At 38.7% G+C, this 17,672-nt stretch carries 17 protein-coding genes; 9 read left to right on the forward strand and 8 right to left on the reverse strand.

What is annotated here, in order from left to right; genetic code table 11:
* Nucleotides 1-114: 114 nt before the first annotated feature.
* Both envC and GWJ01_RS02815 read left to right on the forward strand, forming a co-directional pair.
* On the forward strand, nucleotides 115-1,407 hold the full coding sequence (envC, locus tag GWJ01_RS02810; protein ID WP_109394392.1) for a murein hydrolase activator EnvC: 1,293 nt from the start codon (nucleotides 115-117) through the stop codon (nucleotides 1,405-1,407).
* 53 nt (nucleotides 1,408-1,460) lie between these two features.
* The gene (locus tag GWJ01_RS02815) at nucleotides 1,461-2,375 is read left to right on the forward strand and encodes a divergent polysaccharide deacetylase family protein (RefSeq protein WP_237585691.1); all 915 of its coding nucleotides are present in this window, start codon (nucleotides 1,461-1,463) and stop codon (nucleotides 2,373-2,375) included.
* 51 nt (nucleotides 2,376-2,426) lie between these two features.
* Here the strand turns inward: GWJ01_RS02815 and tdh are convergent, their stop codons facing one another.
* Both tdh and GWJ01_RS02825 read right to left on the reverse strand, forming a co-directional pair.
* Nucleotides 2,427-3,452: an L-threonine 3-dehydrogenase gene (gene tdh, locus GWJ01_RS02820; RefSeq protein ID WP_075674078.1), complete on the reverse strand. Its 1,026-nt coding sequence runs from the start codon at nucleotides 3,450-3,452 to the stop codon at nucleotides 2,427-2,429.
* Nucleotides 3,453-3,461: 9 nt separating this feature from the next.
* Nucleotides 3,462-4,661 (reverse strand): glycine C-acetyltransferase, encoded by a 1,200-nt coding sequence (locus tag GWJ01_RS02825; protein WP_161710674.1) that lies wholly within the window; start codon nucleotides 4,659-4,661, stop codon nucleotides 3,462-3,464.
* Between the two features lie 270 nt (nucleotides 4,662-4,931).
* Between GWJ01_RS02825 and rfaD the strand changes: the two genes are divergently transcribed.
* From rfaD to GWJ01_RS02845, 4 genes are read left to right on the forward strand one after another with little or no spacing between them, the layout of a single operon-like run.
* Entirely contained in the window at nucleotides 4,932-5,870 is a 939-nt protein-coding gene (gene rfaD, locus GWJ01_RS02830; RefSeq protein WP_109394394.1) for an ADP-glyceromanno-heptose 6-epimerase, read from the forward strand.
* Between the two features lie 9 nt (nucleotides 5,871-5,879).
* A complete protein-coding gene (rfaF, locus tag GWJ01_RS02835; RefSeq protein ID WP_161710675.1) occupies nucleotides 5,880-6,929 on the forward strand; it encodes an ADP-heptose--LPS heptosyltransferase RfaF in 1,050 nt (349 codons plus the stop codon).
* Nucleotides 6,926-7,891, forward strand: coding sequence for a lipopolysaccharide heptosyltransferase RfaC (gene rfaC, locus GWJ01_RS02840; protein ID WP_161710676.1), 966 nt, complete (start codon nucleotides 6,926-6,928; stop codon nucleotides 7,889-7,891). Before rfaF ends, rfaC begins: the two co-directional genes overlap by 4 nt.
* A 4-nt stretch (nucleotides 7,892-7,895) precedes the next feature.
* Nucleotides 7,896-8,633, forward strand: coding sequence for a glycosyltransferase family 25 protein (locus GWJ01_RS02845; RefSeq protein WP_161710677.1), 738 nt, complete (start codon nucleotides 7,896-7,898; stop codon nucleotides 8,631-8,633).
* A 42-nt stretch (nucleotides 8,634-8,675) separates the two neighbouring features.
* On the opposite strand, the gene GWJ01_RS02850 is transcribed toward GWJ01_RS02845, so the two are convergent.
* From GWJ01_RS02850 to rfaQ, 5 genes are read right to left on the reverse strand one after another with little or no spacing between them, the layout of a single operon-like run.
* Complete coding sequence (locus GWJ01_RS02850; protein WP_161710678.1) at nucleotides 8,676-9,743, reverse strand: glycosyltransferase family 9 protein; 1,068 nt, start codon at nucleotides 9,741-9,743, stop codon at nucleotides 8,676-8,678.
* Between the two features lies 1 nt (nucleotide 9,744).
* Nucleotides 9,745-10,707 carry a polysaccharide deacetylase family protein gene (locus GWJ01_RS02855; protein WP_161710679.1) on the reverse strand — a complete coding sequence of 321 codons (963 nt, stop codon included), beginning with the start codon at nucleotides 10,705-10,707 and terminating at the stop codon, nucleotides 9,745-9,747.
* A 39-nt stretch (nucleotides 10,708-10,746) separates the two neighbouring features.
* A complete protein-coding gene (locus GWJ01_RS02860) occupies nucleotides 10,747-11,847 on the reverse strand; it encodes a glycosyltransferase (RefSeq protein WP_161710680.1) in 1,101 nt (366 codons plus the stop codon).
* Nucleotides 11,844-12,974: a glycosyltransferase family 4 protein gene (locus tag GWJ01_RS02865; RefSeq protein WP_161710681.1), complete on the reverse strand. Its 1,131-nt coding sequence runs from the start codon at nucleotides 12,972-12,974 to the stop codon at nucleotides 11,844-11,846. The genes GWJ01_RS02860 and GWJ01_RS02865 overlap by 4 nt, the downstream gene beginning before the upstream one ends.
* Nucleotides 12,971-14,035 carry a putative lipopolysaccharide heptosyltransferase III gene (gene rfaQ / locus GWJ01_RS02870; RefSeq protein ID WP_109394405.1) on the reverse strand — a complete coding sequence of 355 codons (1,065 nt, stop codon included), beginning with the start codon at nucleotides 14,033-14,035 and terminating at the stop codon, nucleotides 12,971-12,973. Before rfaQ ends, GWJ01_RS02865 begins: the two co-directional genes overlap by 4 nt.
* A gap of 201 nt (nucleotides 14,036-14,236) precedes the next feature.
* Between rfaQ and waaA the strand changes: the two genes are divergently transcribed.
* From waaA to coaD, 3 genes are read left to right on the forward strand one after another with little or no spacing between them, the layout of a single operon-like run.
* The gene (gene waaA, locus GWJ01_RS02875; protein ID WP_075673244.1) at nucleotides 14,237-15,514 is read left to right on the forward strand and encodes a lipid IV(A) 3-deoxy-D-manno-octulosonic acid transferase; all 1,278 of its coding nucleotides are present in this window, start codon (nucleotides 14,237-14,239) and stop codon (nucleotides 15,512-15,514) included.
* Complete coding sequence (locus tag GWJ01_RS02880) at nucleotides 15,514-16,293, forward strand: glycosyltransferase family 2 protein (RefSeq protein ID WP_161710682.1); 780 nt, start codon at nucleotides 15,514-15,516, stop codon at nucleotides 16,291-16,293. The genes waaA and GWJ01_RS02880 overlap by 1 nt, the downstream gene beginning before the upstream one ends.
* Nucleotides 16,283-16,768 (forward strand): pantetheine-phosphate adenylyltransferase, encoded by a 486-nt coding sequence (gene coaD, locus GWJ01_RS02885; RefSeq protein WP_161710683.1) that lies wholly within the window; start codon nucleotides 16,283-16,285, stop codon nucleotides 16,766-16,768. Before GWJ01_RS02880 ends, coaD begins: the two co-directional genes overlap by 11 nt.
* Here coaD and mutM read toward each other — a convergent pair.
* On the reverse strand, nucleotides 16,765-17,589 hold the full coding sequence (mutM, locus tag GWJ01_RS02890; RefSeq protein ID WP_161710684.1) for a bifunctional DNA-formamidopyrimidine glycosylase/DNA-(apurinic or apyrimidinic site) lyase: 825 nt from the start codon (nucleotides 17,587-17,589) through the stop codon (nucleotides 16,765-16,767). The genes coaD and mutM overlap by 4 nt on opposite strands.
* Nucleotides 17,590-17,672 lie beyond the last annotated feature (83 nt).

The raw sequence follows: 17,672 nt of genomic DNA on the forward strand, positions 1-17,672 counted from the left end.
ATAGATTACCTGTTAGGTATTATCTGAAATTTCGGCTTTATTTCGTGTTAACTGGTCAGTTGTTTGGTGACATGGAATAATCTTATAAACTGTTATGAAAGGTACGTTGGTCAGATGGCAAAGAAAATGGATCTTCAAAAAAAAACACATCCGTCTTATCGTGTATTTTCTTTACCGTTAATCACGTTGCTTATTAGCACCTCTCTTTTTTCTGCCCTTCCTGTTTTTGCTAACACATTAACGGACAACCGCAATCAGCTAAAAGATCTACAAACCACGATTGCAGAAAAAGAAAAACAAGTTCAAGAACAACAAAAACAACGCACAGCCCTTCTTGGTCAATTAAAAACACAAGAAACTCAAATTTCTAGTGCAGGTCGCGCTGTGCATGAAACCCAAAATCGCTTACAAACATTGGGTAAAGAGATAAAAACCATTACCGCAAATATTGCTCGCTTACAAAAACAGTATCAGTCACAACAAGAGTTATTAGCGCGTCAAATGGATGCTGCGTATCGTCAAGGTAAACACCAAGGTATTGAGCTCTTATTTCGTGGTGAAGAAGGCCAGCGTGAAGAGCGTATTTTAGCGTATTACAGCTATATTAATGATGCTCGCAAAGAAACAATGGCAGAGCTTGCTCAAACATCAAAAGAGCTTGAGGCAGAAAAAACAGCGCAGCAAGCAAAACAGAACGAGCAAAAGCAGGTTCTCACTAAACAACAACAAGAAAAACAAAAACTCGATAATGCATTAGCTGCTCGACAAAAAACGCTGACCCAACTTGAATCAACCTTAAAAGCAGATCAGAAAAACTTAGCCACCATGCGAGCTAATGAAGCTCAATTAAGAAATAAAATTGCTCAAGCTGAACGAGAAGCCAAAGCACGAGCAGAACGTGAAGCCCGAGAAGCAGCACGGATTGTAGCCAAACAACGAGAAGCCCAACAGCGTGGTTCAACCTATAAACCAACAGCTGAAGAGCAATCATTAATGTCACGTACTGGTGGTTTAGGTAAACCTGCGGGACAAGCTATTTGGCCTATCAGGGGCTCTTTATTACACCGTTTTGGTGAGTCTATTTCTGGCTCTGGCGAATTACGCTGGAAAGGAATTGTGATACCAGCAGCACAAGGTACGGAAGTAAAAGCCATTGCTGATGGACGTGTATTATTAGCAGATTGGCTTCAAGGTTATGGTTTGGTCGTCGTGGTTGAACATGGTAAAGGTGATATGAGCCTTTATGGTTATAACCAAAGCGCTTTAGTGAATGTTGGTCAACAGGTTAAAGCAGGCCAATCTATCGCTTTAGTTGGTAACAGTGGTGGACAAGAGCGTTCAGCACTCTATTTTGAAATTAGACGTCAAGGAAAAGCAGTAAACCCTGTTCCTTGGCTTGGGAGGTAGGTTTGAAATTACTTGGCACATTACAACGCAAGCGCTCTTTTCTACTTAGTTTAATGTTGCTAAGCCTGGTTGTAAGTACACCTGCCTTTGCAGCAAAATTAGCCATTGTGATTGATGATTTTGGTTATCGTAAAAAAGAAGATAACCAAGTTTTACAGCTTCCTACTGCAGTTTCTATCGCTATTTTACCTGATTCTCCTCATGGTAAAGAAGTGGCGACTAAAGCCCATGCACAAGGGCGTGAAATACTGATCCATATGCCAATGGCGCCAATTAGTAAACAACCTCTAGAGCGCGATACCCTAAAGCCCTCTATGGATCAGAACGAAATTAATCGTATTATTCAACATGCTATTAGTAATGTTCCTTACGCTGTCGGTATGAATAACCATATGGGTAGTGCAATGACATCAGATAGACAAGCAATGGATAGGGTTATTAAAGCGCTTAATCACTCTAATCTCTATTTTTTAGATAGTGTGACCATCGGTAATACACAAGCTGCTATTGCAGCGAAAGCCGCAGGAGTTCCATCTTTGCGTCGCCATGTTTTTCTCGATAACGTACAAACAGAAGCTGAGACTCGCCAACAACTTGCCCGCGCTATTGCTTTAGCGAGAAAAAATGGTTCTGCCATTGCTATCGGACATCCTCATCCCTCAACAGTTAGAGCATTGCAACAACAACTGCCTTTACTACCTGCTGATATTCAACTTGTGGCACCAAGCACTCTATTAAAACCACAAACAGAAAAACCAGCACAACCTGAACCACCAAAAGTTGTCCCACCAACAGAACAACCGAAAGAGTCAAAACCTGCGTCTTGGTTAAAGCCAGCGCAAGAAGCGATTATTTCGATGAAAAAAAGTACGCTAATTAATACATTATCCAGTGGATTTAGCTCATCAGAAAAAAAGAAATTACCTGACACACCTGATCCTAATGGAATTGAGGAAGTTGAAAAATAATGCAATAAAAAAGAGCCTTAAAAGGCTCTTTTTTTGCTTAATGCACACTCATTACTGCCAATCTAAAATCACTTTACCTGATTGACCTGAACGCATGATATCAAAACCTTTTTGGAATTCATCAATTGGGAATTGATGAGTAATAATTGGAGAGAGATCAAGGCCAGACTGAATAAGTGCAGCCATTTTATACCATGTTTCAAACATCTCACGTCCATAGATACCTTTAATAAACAAACCTTTAAAGATAACTTGTCCCCAATCAATTGCCATATCAGAAGGCGGAATACCCAACAGTGCGATACGACCGCCATGATTCATGGTATTAAGCATGGTACGAAACGCAGGCGGCGCACCTGACATTTCTAATCCCACATCAAAACCTTCTGTCATCCCCAATTCTTTCATAACATCCATTAGGTTTTCTTTGCTGACATTCACGGCTCTGGTAACACCCATTTTTTTCGCGAGATCAAGACGATATTCATTAACATCGGTGATCACCACATGACGAGCCCCAACATGCTTACAAATTGCAGCCGCCATGATCCCAATAGGGCCAGCACCTGAAACCAGAACATCTTCCCCCACTAAATCAAAAGATAATGCGGTATGCACGGCATTGCCAAATGGATCAAAAATAGCCGCTAATTCATCAGGAATATTGTCAGGGATTTTAAACGCATTAAAGGCAGGGATAACTAGATATTCAGCAAAACAGCCGGGACGATTTACACCCACACCAATGGTATTACGACATAAATGAGTACGACCACCACGGCAATTACGGCAATGGCCACAAGTGATATGCCCTTCACCGGAGACACGATCACCAATATTAAAACCTTTAACTTCCTGCCCTATCGCAACAATTTCGCCGATATACTCATGGCCTACAACCATAGGAACAGGAATTGTTTTTTGTGACCACTCATCCCAGTTATAAATATGAACGTCAGTGCCACAAATTGCTGTTTTACGAATTTTGATCATCACATCGTTATGACCAAGTTCAGGTACTGGAACATCGGTCATCCAGATACCTTCTTGTGCTTTTAATTTTGACAATGCTTTCATAGAGTAACCTTATGCAATCACATTAAGTTCTTTGCCAATTTTGATAAATGCCGCCACTGCACGCTCAATTTGTTCAGTAGTGTGTGCTGCCGACATTTGCGTACGAATACGTGCTTGCCCTTGAGGTACAACAGGATAGAAGAATCCTGTGACATAAATTCCCTCATCAAGTAAGCGTGTTGCAAATTCTTGAGCTAATTTAGCCTCTCCTAACATAACGGGGATAATGGCATGATCTGCGCCAGCCAATGTAAAACCCGCGGCGCTCATTTTTTCACGGAAAAGTGAGGCGTTACGCCATAAACGGGCACGAATTTCATCCCCTGATTTCAGCATATCTAAAACAGCAATAGAGGCCGCAACAATCGCAGGAGCTAATGAATTAGAGAATAAATAAGGGCGAGAACGCTGACGCAACCACTCAACAACTTCTTTACGCGCTGCGGTATATCCACCAGAAGCACCACCTAACGCCTTACCTAAAGTGCCTGTGATAATGTCGACTCTGCCCATCACATCACAATACTCATGAGTTCCGCGACCTTGTGCACCCACAAAGCCTACAGCATGAGAATCATCGACCATAACAAGGGCACCAAATTCATCGGCTAAATCACAGATAGATTTTAGGTCTGCAATCACACCATCCATTGAAAATACACCATCTGTCGCGATCATAATGTGGCGAGCATTATCTGCTTTGGCTTTTTCAAGTTGAACACGTAGCTCTGCCATATCGTTATTGGCATAGCGATAACGTTTAGCTTTACATAAACGCACACCATCAATAATAGATGCATGGTTTAAAGCATCAGAAATAATGGCATCTTCAGGGCCCATTAATGTTTCAAATAATCCCCCATTGGCATCAAAACAAGATGAATACAGAATGGCATCTTCCATACCTAAAAATTCAGCGATTTTATTTTCTAATGTTTTATGTGAATCTTGAGTACCACAGATAAAACGTACAGAAGCCATACCAAATCCGTGGCTGTCCATACCTGCTTTTGCAGCTTCAATTAATTTTGGATGATTAGCGAGGCCTAAATAGTTATTAGCACAGAAGTTAATAACATGGCTTCCATCAGCAACTGCGATATCTGCGCTTTGTGAAGAAGTGATGATGCGCTCATTTTTAAAGAGGCCATCTTGACGAGTTTGTTCTAGTTGTTGATTAATTTGTTGGTAAAACGTGGGAGTAGACATACTTTCTCCTAAGACAGCAATTCGAAAAGAGACAACTTAAATAGTTTGACTATAATATAGTCAGTATTGTTTCTTATTTTATGCCTTTGTTCTATTAAAAACGACAAATGTAAATAAATAATGTTATTTGTGTAATTAAGATCACTAATACGCTCTGCTTTTTTCGAGAATTTCAGTCTGTTGTTCCATGATGAATGCTACCGTTAAAGCTGTTCAGTGTTATTATAGACCTAGAGCTAATTTTTAGATTTTATATGAAGGGGTAGCCACATGATTATCGTCACTGGCGGTGCAGGTTTTATCGGCAGCAATATTGTTAAAGCATTAAATGATGAAGGTTATACTGATATCTTAGTTGTTGATAACCTTAAAGATGGCACCAAATTTGTGAATTTGGTTGATCTAAATATCACTGATTACATGGATAAAGAAGATTTTATTGCAAGCATTGTTGCTGGTGATGATTTCGGTGATATTGATGCGGTTTTCCATGAAGGTGCTTGCTCTTCCACGACAGAGTGGGATGGCAAATATATGATGGATAACAACTATCAATATTCTAAAGAGCTACTTCATTTTTGTCTTGAACGCCAAATTCCTTTCTTATATGCCTCTTCTGCTGCAACTTATGGTGGTCGTACAGATAACTTTATCGAAGATAGAAAATATGAAGCACCTTTAAATGTCTACGGCTATTCAAAATTCTTATTCGATGAATATGTACGCCAGATTTTACCTGAAGCAGATTCAATGATTTGTGGCTTCCGTTATTTTAATGTTTATGGCCCTCGTGAAGGACATAAAGGTGGCATGGCGAGTGTTGCATTCCATTTAAATAACCAAGTAAATGCGGGTCAGAATCCAAAATTATTTGAAGGTAGTGAAACCTTCCAACGCGACTTTATTTATGTAGGTGATGTGGCTGCGGTTAATTTATGGTTCTGGCGCAATAATGTATCCGGTATTTTTAACTGTGGTACAGGTCGTGCTGAATCATTCCAAGCTGTTGCAGATGCCGTTATTGCTCATCATAAAGATAAAGATCTCTCTATCGAACATATTGAGTTTCCAGAGAAATTGAAAGGTCGTTACCAAGCCTTTACTCAAGCTGATCTGACAAATTTACGTAAAGCGGGTTATACCGCACCTTTTAAAACAGTTGCTGAAGGCGTAGAGCTTTATATGCAATGGTTAAATCAAGGTAAGTAATCACTGTTTATGAAAATCTTTGTGGTAGGGCCGTCATGGGTCGGGGATATGATGATGTCCCAAAGTCTTTATCGTACATTGAAAGCATTACATCCTGCGGCAACAATTGATGTAATGGCACCTGCGTGGTGTCGTCCATTACTCGAAAAAATGCCAGAAGTTGATAATGCGATCCCAATGCCATTAGGGCACGGTGCTTTAGCCATTGGTGAACGTCGTCGCTTAGGAAAACAATTAAAAGGGCAAGGTTATACTCACGCTTATGTATTACCTAACTCGTTTAAGTCTGCATTAGTCCCTTTCTTTGCAGATATTCCCAAGCGCACAGGTTGGCGTGGAGAGATGCGTTATGGTCTATTAAATGATTTGCGACCTTTAAATAAAGATGCATTTCCTTTAATGGTTGAACGCTATGTTGCGCTAGCTTATGACAAGCAAAAAGTCCAAAAAGCGACTGATTTACATCAACCTTTGTTATGGCCTAAGTTATCCGTAGCCGAGAGTGATATCTCTACCACATTGCATCAATTTTCATTATCTACTCAACGTCCTGCTATTGGTTTTTGCCCTGGAGCTGAATTCGGTCCTGCAAAACGTTGGCCTCATTACCATTACGCCGCTTTAGCACAGAAGCTGATTGAGCAAGGTTATCAGATCTTCTTGTTTGGCTCTAAAAAAGATAAAGAAGCAGGCGAAGAGATAAAACAAACCTTAACACCAGAAGCACGTGAAGCGTGTTTTAATCTTGCTGGCGAAACCAGTCTTGAGCAGGCGGTTAATTTAATTGCATCTTGTAAAGCTGTTGTCAGTAATGACTCTGGTTTAATGCATGTTGCTGCCGCGTTAGAGCGCCCGTTAGTGGCGCTTTATGGCCCAAGTAGCCCTGACTTTACCCCTCCTTTATCACATAAAGCACGCGTTATCCGTTTAATTACTGGTTATCACAAAGTGCGTAAAGGGGATGCTGAACAAGGCTATCACCAAAGCTTAATCGATATTCAGCCAGAGAAGGTTTTTACCGAATTAGCTAATTTACTGTCAACGGAGCCATCAGCGTGAAGCGGGTATTAATCGTTAAAACCTCTTCCATGGGCGATGTCTTGCATACGTTGCCAGCATTAACTGATGCAATAAATGTTTATCCTGATATTCGTTTTGATTGGGTAGTCGAAGAAGGTTTTGCACAGATCCCAAGCTGGCATCAAGCCGTTGATAGAGTTATTCCTGTGGCAATACGCCGTTGGCGAAAGAACTGGTTTAGTGCCCCTATTCGTGCTGAACGTGCACAATTTCGTCGTGCTATTCAATCTCATCATTATGATGCGGTTATTGATGCACAAGGTTTACTGAAAAGTGCATTCTTAGTGACTCGATACACCAAAGGCATTAAACATGGTTATTCTCGCCAATGCGCTCGAGAGCCTTTAGCGAGTTTCTTTTACGATATTCGCCACAATGTCGGTAAAGAGATGCACGCCGTTGAGCGAATTCGTCAACTGTTTGCTTTAAGCTTAAATTATCCTATTCCACAGTCTCAGGGTGATTATGGAATTGCACAGCATTTTCTCTCACTTCCCACCTTTGATGAGCGCCCTTATTTAGTCTTTTTACACGCAACTACGCGTGATGAGAAACATTGGCCTGAATCTCATTGGAGAGAGTTAATCGCACTGCTTGCAGATTCTGGAGTACGCATTAAATTACCTTGGGGTGCCGAGCATGAACATCAACGAGCAATACGCCTAGCAAAAGATTTTGACTACGTTGATGTATTACCGAAGATGTCATTAGCCCAAGTGGCTCAGGTTATTGCTGGTGCGAAAAGCGTCGTTTCTGTGGATACGGGATTAAGCCATTTAACGGCAGCTTTAGATAAACCCAATATCACCTTATTTGGCCCTACCGATCCCGGCTTAATTGGCGGTTACGGTAAAGCCCAAACGGCTGTAAAAGCAGAAGGTGGGGATATTTCTCAAATTGCAGCAGATGATATTTTTATAAAACTAAACAGTAATGAATAATGATATGAAAATTTATATTGTTAATTTAGAAAAAGATGTTGAAAGAAAAGCATCGATTAAAGCACAGCTCGATGATTTAAATTTAGACTATGAATTTATTTCAGCTGTTTATGGAAAGAACCTTACTCAAGAAGAAATCTCACGCTTAAGCCCTGATTTTGAGAAAACTCGCCTCACATTACCTGAATTAGGATGTGCTTTAAGCCATTTAAAAGTCTATAAAAAAATAATCGAAAATAACGATAGTATTGCTCTAATATTAGAAGATGATGTAAAAATAAATTCAGATATAAAAAAATATTTAGACTTAATAGCTCATTATTACAATTCTAATAAACCAGAAATAATACTCCTAGGTAGAGTAAATGAATATATCGAGAGTTTTAAAAAACAGCTAGATAACACATATTCATTAGTAAATGTCATCGATTCTGTGGGCGCATATGGATATTGTATAAATCAAAAAGCTGCAGAAAAACTGCTTGAATTTTTACAACCCATTTGGATTGTTTCAGATGAATGGAAACTAATTAGAGAGAAGAATATTGTAAAAATAAAAGCGATTGTTCCGCCATTAATTACTTTTACTCAACATGCTGATGCTTCAACTATATCTAATGAACCTCGAGCATTATTAACTGACTTTGATAAAAAAAAGCGCAAAAGAAATATTTATGAATCTATTAGACTTTTATTATGGCGTATATTTATTAGAAGTTGGGTAAAAAAAATAAGACCATAAGAAAAATAATTCGAATTATTATTTTTCCTATGGTAATAAGTCTTACAATATATTGTTTATAGCTTTAAATACTTCATCCGTATTTATTTGCTCCATTGGATGTTCATAACTTGGATCATACTCTTTTTTAATAACTTGATGAATATCCATATCTTGATACGGGCCTGAAATTCTTGGATCAGCAGTAACAAATAAACTTACTGTTGGTTTCTTTAAGGCAATCGCAATATGTAAAGGCCCTGTATCCCCAGTAACTAATACCGACATATTATCAATATGACTAATCAGCTCAGGTAATGTTGTTTTTCCTATTAAATCAATAATTTTATTACTATATTCAGGCTTAATTTTATTCAAAAATACAGATGATAAAGATAGCTCTCTAGAAGAGCCAATCAGCTTTATAATAGTATTAGGATTACTTTCTATTAATTTCTCTGCTAATTGAACAAATTTATCAATACCCCATGTTCTAATTGGGCTAGATGTTCCTAATTGAAATCCAATTATAACTTTATTAGAATCTTCCAAAGGAGTGTATTTACAGGTTAATTCCATCGCTGGTGATGTATCTTTTTCAGTAATATCTAATAATTTTAATAAATTTAATTTTCTTTGAATAAAATGCCCTGATTGTGGTTTATATTCTGCAACAATCCATTTTCTAAACCATTCAGGGATCACATCATAAGTATTACGTAAGATATACTGACAACCTGCCATAACAGCAAATAACACATCGTAAGGAAGATGTGAATGTAATATAACCGCTAATTCAGGTTTATATTTTTTTGCCTGTAGTGCGATAGGAAGTAGGTTCCTAATTTTATTATCCCAATAAACCACACTATCTATTTGCTCATAGTTTTCAACTAATAATCTATTTTTTTCACTAGAAACCAATGTGATATGTGCATCAGGGTAATGTGCACGAATAGCTCTTATTGCGGGAGTATTAAACATAAAATCCCCCAGCGCTGTCGTGGAGAAAATAAGAATACTGTTAAATTGAATCTCAGATGAAAATGTATCTGTTTTTTTCATCTTGCCCAAAAGTGGGTTATAAATATTTAAAAAATTATGTACCCATTTTAATTTCTTTAACTTCATCTTATTTTGCCTGCATCTTACTTTGATAATACTCAGCTAATGTCATTCCTTGCACTTTGTCTGATAAGAAACTAAATAACGTTTCTAAATCGTTATATAACCCTTCAATATCTTTTTCAGTACGAAATGTAGGGCTACCACCCGGCATAAATTCAGAGGAGTGCAACATAAATTCAATATGAGAGTGGCCTTGAGCCAAAGATTTTTCAGCAACATCAATCATCTGTTGAGCATTGCCACCTTTAGGGCGGAGCCAATTCACAGAAGGCGCTCGTTGCTTACCTCTTAATTTATCGTAACCCTGCTTAACTTTATTCATTAAAGGCGAGTGCTTATATTGAATACTCATTGGCACTTCTAGTAGCGAAGAGTTTCCCGCTTTAGTGATATTCAGTAAGTCCATAAAGTAAGCATGACTTGGAAAATCAGTATAATTTGTACCCCCTGATTGTGCGGGATCACCTTTTGTAAATCGCCAATCCACTTTAGGTGTCACAGAACAATCGACTTGGTAACCAAACTCAACTAAAAGTTGTGCATAAATCTCATTAAAAGCCCAACGGCCCGCACGATGGCTTAACATTTTAGTTTGTAGTTTATCTTCAAGTAAGTGCGTCATTAATGCGATTTTTTCTCGCATTTGATCTTTGGGATATTCAATTAAATAAGGCTGATAACGTAAATCATCATCCGTTAAAGGTATTAATGGTGGGCTATTCCATGCATGCAAGTGCATACCAATTTCACCGGTATTACGCGCAATAACATCACGGGCAAACTCAATATAAGCTTCATCCATAACCATTTCATAGTTTGTTAGCCAAACAGGTTTAAAATTAAAGCGCTCACAAAGTTGCTGAAAACGGGGAAGAAAGTGCGTATTTTGAGTGGTGATCTCACCCTTATTTTCCCAAAGATTATCGCCTTCGGTATCTAATGTGATAATAAATGCTGGTTTAGTCATTGAAATACCTTACGCCTTCTTTAGAAATAAATAACTTTATTACTTAATAAGTGATATATACTGATCAATCACTTCATCAATATCAAATTTTTGGTACATTTCTGGTGTAATTTCAGGTGGCGTAAAATAAACCAATCGCATCTTTTCTGCTAACGATGTGGCATTTAGCTCTGCTTTATAATTAGCAAGCTCACCTTCCATAATTTCACCAATACCACCAGGGCAATTGGTACTCACAATCGGTGTATTACAAATCAAAGACTCAACCAACACATTGCCTAAACCTTCGCTGTCAGAACTTAAAACAACCGCTTTTGCATCATTAATAACAGCAAATGGGTTTGCTAAAAAACCGATTAAACTCACTTTATTTTCTAAATTAAGCTCTGCTATTTTATTTTTAATTTTAGTTGTCACTTCAGAAGAGCCTTGACCTGCAATAAATAATTTACAAGGTAAGTCCGCTAATGCAAATGCTTCTAATAATCTGTCATGTCGTTTAACTTCATGAAAACGACCAATATGCAGTAAATAATCTTGCCCCTGATAAGAATTGCTTTCTAAAGCTAGATTTCTAATTTCTTGAATATCAAATGGATTATAAATTGTTTTTAATTGTTGTGGTGATACTCCCACATTTTGGATCAAATCCTGTCCAGCCGCATTGGAAACCGTAATAATATTTTTCCCTTGGTATACTTTTTGGATCTTCTTTTGTTTTAACCAACGAGAAAAACCGGTTTTATGACCTAAATAAGATTGGGAAAATATGCCATGAATGCAATACCACGCATTTTTATCCATCAACTCTTTAGATAAAGCAACAATCCTATCAGTCTTATGCAAATTTGAAACAACAAGCGATGGAATACCTTTACGTGCAAATAGTGATTTCAACGTGTTATCCATCGATTTTGCTCGACGTTTCAGTTCAGTTTGTCGATGAAATAACCCTCGATAACTATCTGCATCAATCAATAACTCAATATTAGCGGGAATAGAATAATCACATTTTTCGGCTAAAGAGAGTAGCGTAACGGTATAACCACGCTGGCTTAAGCCATGACATAACCTGATAGTGACATTTTCAGCACCACCACCCGGTAATCCATCAATAATAAAAAGGATATGTTCCTTCATAAACTAAGAACCTTTTGGTAAAGCCCAATCAGTTGTTGAGATAAATGCTCTGGCGTATAAGGCAATATCTTATTTCGGGCAGCTTTAGACATTCTATTATCAAGATTATCGGCAGAAATTGTTTCTATTGCACTTATCATTGCAGAAATATCTAAAGCATCTGTGACAAAACCATTAATACCTTGTTCAATAAATTCAGAACCACCACAAGTATAACTGGTGATAACAGGTAAACCACATGCCATTGCTTCTAAAACAACATTAGGAAAAGGATCATATAAGGTCGGCAACAGTAAACCATCAGCCATTTGATATAAAGGTAGAGTATCTTTTTGCATACCTAAAAAATGAACTCTCTCATGGCTTTTTAATTGATAAGCGAGTTGTTGATACTTTTTCTGCTCTTTATCTTGCCCAACAACAACCAAATGTGCATGAGTACAACTAATGGCTTCAATGGCCGCTTTTAAGCCTTTACGTTCAAATCCTGAACCTACATAAATAAAGCATTTTGCTTCTATTGGGATCTGGTATTGCTGACGTAACTGTTCACGGTAAAGTGCTGTGGCAGGAAAAAACCGCTGATTATCAATCGCATTATAAATTACACTAATACGCTCACTTTCAACACCAAAGTCTTCCATCACTTCACGTTTTACCATCTCTGAATTACAGATAACCCGTTTCAGTTCTGATGAATGATACATCTCTTTTTCAGCTTTCATTACATAGCGGTGATAGCAGCTGTTAAGCAGTAATTGACTACGTAGTGGGCTTAATACTCGTGAACGTTGTAATAACCAGCGATGATGAACACCATCTCCTGCACGATAAATATCGCATCCAGCAATACGCTCATGGCTTTGTACTAAATCGAACTGTTCTTTTTGCCAGCATTGCCTTGCACCTTGAGCAAAACCTTTCTCACGACTAATCCGTCCCCATTTCATTGGATTGACAATATGAATATGCCATTGTGGTTGTACAGCACCAATCCATGAACGCGTGATCACATTAAGTTCTACCGCTTGATTATCCAATGCTTCAAGCGCCCGAGAAACAAATCGTTCAGCGCCTCCATCAGGTCGGTATTTTTGACGCACTATAGCCAGTCGGAATGAATTCATTTTAGTTGTCCTCTTACGGCATTCAGTACATCTTCGACAGGTATTAAGCTGAGATAACGTGTTTGTGTGTTGGTATTGACATCATCAGGATCAGGGAGTTCACCATAATTTCCTGCCCATAATACTTCGCCAATATGTTCCCACGGTGACCAATGAAATAATTTTGATGGTCCAAAGAGAGCAACAAGTGGCGTTTTAAGCGCCGCAGCCATATGCATAGGAACAGAATCAACCCCAATAAATAAACGTGCATCATCAATTAATGCTGCAAGTTGAGGTAAAGAGAGTTGCCCCGATAATGAGACTAGATTTTTTGAAGCACTCTTTTCAATTATAGTATTAACCATCTCTTTCTCTTTTGGATCAGGGCCTGATGTTAAAATAACTTGGTTTCCTTCCTGTTCCAAAGTATCAATTAATTCTGACCATTTACCTTCATCCCAACATTTAAAAAACCACCGAGACGTAGGTTGAATAACAATATAAGAACTCAACACGTTATGTTCTTTTAATTTTGCGATAACAGTTTGTTTATCTTGATGGCTATATGCCATTGATACTTGAGTATCTATTTTAGGTAACTGTAATGGTTGCAAGAGTGCTAAATTTTGCTCAACAATATGTTTTTCATCTACAGAGCCTAGTGGGATCAACTGCGTAAAACATTTTTTCCAAATAGGGCTTTGGCGTTTATAAATATCATACCCAATACGAATTTTGGCTCTCGTAAAACGGGTTATTATCGCACTATTCCACTGATCTGCTAAGTTTATAACGACATCATATTGTTGATTTCTTAAGTCTGTTAGTAATTTCCACTCATGACGCAATCTTGCCAGTTTTCCCTCTTTTTTCCATGCTTTATCTAGTACAAAGATATGATGAATAGAAGAGAAATGCTCAATCATAGGCATTGTTTCTTTATTGATTAGGACATCAACTTCCGCATTTGGAAAATTAGCTTTTAATGTATTAATAACAGGGGTAATCAATAAAGTATCACCATGATGCCGTAACTTAATAACAAGAACCCTTTGTATTAACTTCATTTTTTCACTCATAACATTCCAAATGGGCTTAAATAATTAGCAATGTGATTTGATTATAAAAAAAATTCTATCAAGTTTCCTGAATAAAGCCTGTTAAAATTAATAAAAAAGCATTATACCGTGTTGTTTGTCCCCACAACGTTTGTTTTTACACACTTTCTACCACACAGTGTGATACTATAAGCGTTCGTCCAGATAAGTGAATTTGATAGCATGTTGTTGCGTTTATATCAGGTACTTCTTTACCTTATTCAACCTCTGATTTGGTTGCGTCTTTTATTACGCAGCCGTAAAGCCCCCGCCTACCGTAAACGGTGGGGAGAGCGCTATGGCTTTTGCAAAGGCAAAGTCGTACCTCAAGGGATATTATTACATTCCGTTTCTGTCGGTGAAACACTCGCCGCCGTACCGCTTGTTCGCGCCCTTCGCCATCACTATCCCGATTTGCCTATAACAGTCACAACCATGACACCAACAGGCTCAGAACGTGTACGTTCTGCATTTGGTGATGATGTTTACCATGTCTATCTTCCTTATGATTTACCGGGTTCAGTTAATCGTTTTCTTAAAACAGTTGATCCGAAATTGGTGATCATTATGGAAACCGAACTATGGCCTAACCTGATTTCAAAACTGCATCAACGAAAAATCCCGTTGATTATCGCCAATGCACGTTTATCAGAACGCTCTGCGGCGGGTTATCAGAAATTAGGTAGTTTCGTCAAAACGATGCTCCAAAAAATCACCTTAATTGCGGCTCAAAACCAAGAGGATGGTGAGCGTTTTATCGAATTAGGGCTTAAACGTTCACATTTACATGTAACAGGCAGTCTAAAATTTGATATTTCTGTCACCCCTGAGTTAGCAGCAAGAGCCGTTGCTTTGCGTCGCCAATGGGCTGCTCATCGCCCCGTTTGGATTGCAACGAGTACCCATGAAGGTGAAGAAACCATTATCTTAGAAACACATAAAAAGCTACTGACACAATTTCCACAGCTTTTATTAATTTTAGTTCCTCGACACCCAGAGCGTTTTCCTAAAGCGGAGCAATTAACACGCGAAGCAGGATTAAAGTATACGTTACGAAGCACTGATGCTGTTCCTGATGCACAGACTCAAGTCGTGATAGGCGACACCATGGGCGAGTTGATGTTGCTCTATGGTATTGCTGATCTGGCTTTTGTGGGAGGGAGTTTAGTCGAACGTGGTGGTCATAATCCTTTAGAGGCTGCCGCTCATGCTATCCCAGTTATTATGGGACCTCATACTTTTAATTTTAAAAATATCTGTGCCAAACTCGATCAAGCTGAAGGATTAATTACTGTTACAGACAGTGAATCGATGGCGACAGCTATTGCTTCATTGCTTAATGATGAAGATTATCGTCGTTATTATGGTCGTCATGCTGTTGAAGTGCTTCATGAAAACCAAGGTGCATTATTGCGCTTACTCACCCTACTTTCACCTTATCTTCCCCCTCGGAGCCACTGATGAGCCAAAGCAAGCGCCTTTCTGTTGTGATGATCAGTAAAAACGTTGCTGATGTCATTGGTGAATGCTTAGACTCCGTACAATGGGCTGATGAAATCATTGTATTGGATTCGGGAAGTCAAGATGACACCTGTCGTATTGCGACAGAGAAAGGGGCAAAAGTCTTTGTAAACAGTGAGTGGCCAGGCTTTGGCAGACAGCGTCAATTGGCGCAGCAATATGCCACGGGTGATTATATTTTTATGATCGATAGTGATGAACGTATCACACCTGAACTCAAAACCAGTATCCTCTCGATATTGCAACAACCTGAAGAAAATGTGGTTTATAACTGTGCTCGCCGTAACTTGTTTATGGGCCGATTTATGAAGCACAGTGGTTGGTATCCCGATAAAGTCACGCGTTTATATGCCCGCGAACGTTATCAATATAACAATAACTTGGTTCATGAATCATTAGAAACTCAAGACGCAACCATCAAAACACTACAGGGCGATCTCTTGCATCTTACCTGTCGTGATTTAATGGAATTTCAGCAAAAACAGCTAAAATATGCCACCGAGTGGGCTAAAGAGCGTCATCAACAAGGTAAAAAAACCAGTTATGGCTCCATCTTAAGTCATACGCTAGGTGCCTTTTTTAAGACTTGGTTGTTAAGAATGGGTTTTTTAGACGGGAAACAGGGATTAGTACTGGCATTTGTTAATGCACAGTATACCTTTAATAAATACGCTTCTTTATGGGAAATCAGCCAGAAGACGGTAAATCATGAAAAATAAAGCTATCTACCCCGGAACCTTTGATCCTATCACTTATGGTCATATTGATATATTAACTCGTGCAGCAGGTATGTTTGATACCGTTTTATTAGCCATTGCTGATAGCGCCCGTAAAAACCCAATGTTTACCTTAGAAGAACGAGTTAATTTAGCCAGAGAAGTAACGAGTCATTTATCGAATGTCGAAGTGGTGGGTTTTAGTGAGCTAATGGCAAATTTCGCCAAACAGCAACAAGCGACGATTTTAATTCGTGGTGTTCGTAGCGTTTCTGACTTTGAATATGAATGGCAGCTGGCAAATATGAACCGTCATTTTGCACCTGATCTTGATAGCGTATTTTTACTGCCCTCTCAAAACCTTTCTTTTGTCTCTTCATCTTTAATTAAAGATGTGGCGCGCCATGACGGTGATGTTTCTACATTTTTACCTGAAGTCGTGACTGTAGCAATGCTGAAAAAATTAGGTAAAATTTAGTCCTCATTCTCACCATGTTGGCAATGTCGGCAGAAAAATGTGCTACGTTGCCCTTGTTTAATACTTTCAATCAGTTGCCCACAAATCAAACAAGGTTTGTCTTTACGTCCATAAACAAAAAGTTCTTGAGCAAAATATCCCGGCTTGCCATCAGACTGTAAAAAATCTTTTAGTGTTGTGCCACCTTGCTCAATGGAGCGCGTTAATACCCGTTTAATCGCCGTAACAAGAACCTCACACTCTTCTTGCGTTAAGCTATTGGCTTTTCTATCAGGCATAATGCCCGATGAAAATAGCGCCTCGTTAGCATAAATATTGCCGACACCAACAACTAATTTATTATCCATTAACCACGGTTTGATAGCTGTTTTTTTATTTTTCGACTGTTGATATAGGTATTCAGCGTTAAATTCATCAGAAAGTGGCTCAGGCCCTAAATGAGCTAAGACTGAGCTTGTTGCTAAATCTTCACACCATAACCAAGCACCAAAGCGTCGAGGATCGGTATAACGCAATACTTTGCCATCACGAAAAATCAAATCGATATGATCATGTTTTTCTTCAGGTTGTTCTTCTAATAGAATGCGAACACTTCCTGACATTCCTAAATGGATAATAATCCATCCCGTATTAAGCTCTATTAATAGGTATTTAGCGCGACGCTTTACACTTAAAATAGGCTCATCCAGTAGAGTCTTTATTTTCTCTGACACAGGCCAACGTAATTTACTATTGCGCACAATGGCATAGTGCAACACATTGCCCACAAGATGAGGTTCAATACCTCGGCGACTGGTTTCAACTTCTGGCAATTCAGGCACAGGTGGCTCCATTATTATCAGATAAGAGATACAGCGATAACATCATTTTTATTGTATGATCAGCACCCCTAAAAGCAGAAAGG

The sequence above is a fragment of the Proteus sp. G2618 genome, assembly GCF_009915995.1.
Lineage (GTDB): Bacteria > Pseudomonadota > Gammaproteobacteria > Enterobacterales > Enterobacteriaceae > Proteus > Proteus terrae.

What these genes read in the sequence shown, in the direction of transcription:
- GWJ01_RS02855 (WP_161710679.1), bottom strand. Translation starts at nt 10,707, where the DNA reads ATGACTAAACCAGCATTTATTATCACATTAGATACCGAAGGCGATAAT.
- tdh (WP_075674078.1), bottom strand. Translation starts at nt 3,452, where the DNA reads ATGAAAGCATTGTCAAAATTAAAAGCACAAGAAGGTATCTGGATGACC.
- GWJ01_RS02865 (WP_161710681.1), bottom strand. Translation starts at nt 12,974, where the DNA reads ATGAATTCATTCCGACTGGCTATAGTGCGTCAAAAATACCGACCTGAT.
- coaD (WP_161710683.1), top strand. Translation starts at nt 16,283, where the DNA reads ATGAAAAATAAAGCTATCTACCCCGGAACCTTTGATCCTATCACTTAT.
- rfaD (WP_109394394.1), top strand. Translation starts at nt 4,932, where the DNA reads ATGATTATCGTCACTGGCGGTGCAGGTTTTATCGGCAGCAATATTGTT.
- GWJ01_RS02825 (WP_161710674.1), bottom strand. Translation starts at nt 4,661, where the DNA reads ATGTCTACTCCCACGTTTTACCAACAAATTAATCAACAACTAGAACAA.
- rfaQ (WP_109394405.1), bottom strand. Translation starts at nt 14,035, where the DNA reads ATGAGTGAAAAAATGAAGTTAATACAAAGGGTTCTTGTTATTAAGTTA.
- waaA (WP_075673244.1), top strand. Translation starts at nt 14,237, where the DNA reads ATGTTGTTGCGTTTATATCAGGTACTTCTTTACCTTATTCAACCTCTG.
- GWJ01_RS02880 (WP_161710682.1), top strand. Translation starts at nt 15,514, where the DNA reads ATGAGCCAAAGCAAGCGCCTTTCTGTTGTGATGATCAGTAAAAACGTT.
- GWJ01_RS02815 (WP_237585691.1), top strand. Translation starts at nt 1,461, where the DNA reads ATGTTGCTAAGCCTGGTTGTAAGTACACCTGCCTTTGCAGCAAAATTA.
- GWJ01_RS02860 (WP_161710680.1), bottom strand. Translation starts at nt 11,847, where the DNA reads ATGAAGGAACATATCCTTTTTATTATTGATGGATTACCGGGTGGTGGT.
- GWJ01_RS02845 (WP_161710677.1), top strand. Translation starts at nt 7,896, where the DNA reads ATGAAAATTTATATTGTTAATTTAGAAAAAGATGTTGAAAGAAAAGCA.
- rfaF (WP_161710675.1), top strand. Translation starts at nt 5,880, where the DNA reads ATGAAAATCTTTGTGGTAGGGCCGTCATGGGTCGGGGATATGATGATG.
- envC (WP_109394392.1), top strand. Translation starts at nt 115, where the DNA reads ATGGCAAAGAAAATGGATCTTCAAAAAAAAACACATCCGTCTTATCGT.
- GWJ01_RS02850 (WP_161710678.1), bottom strand. Translation starts at nt 9,743, where the DNA reads ATGAAGTTAAAGAAATTAAAATGGGTACATAATTTTTTAAATATTTAT.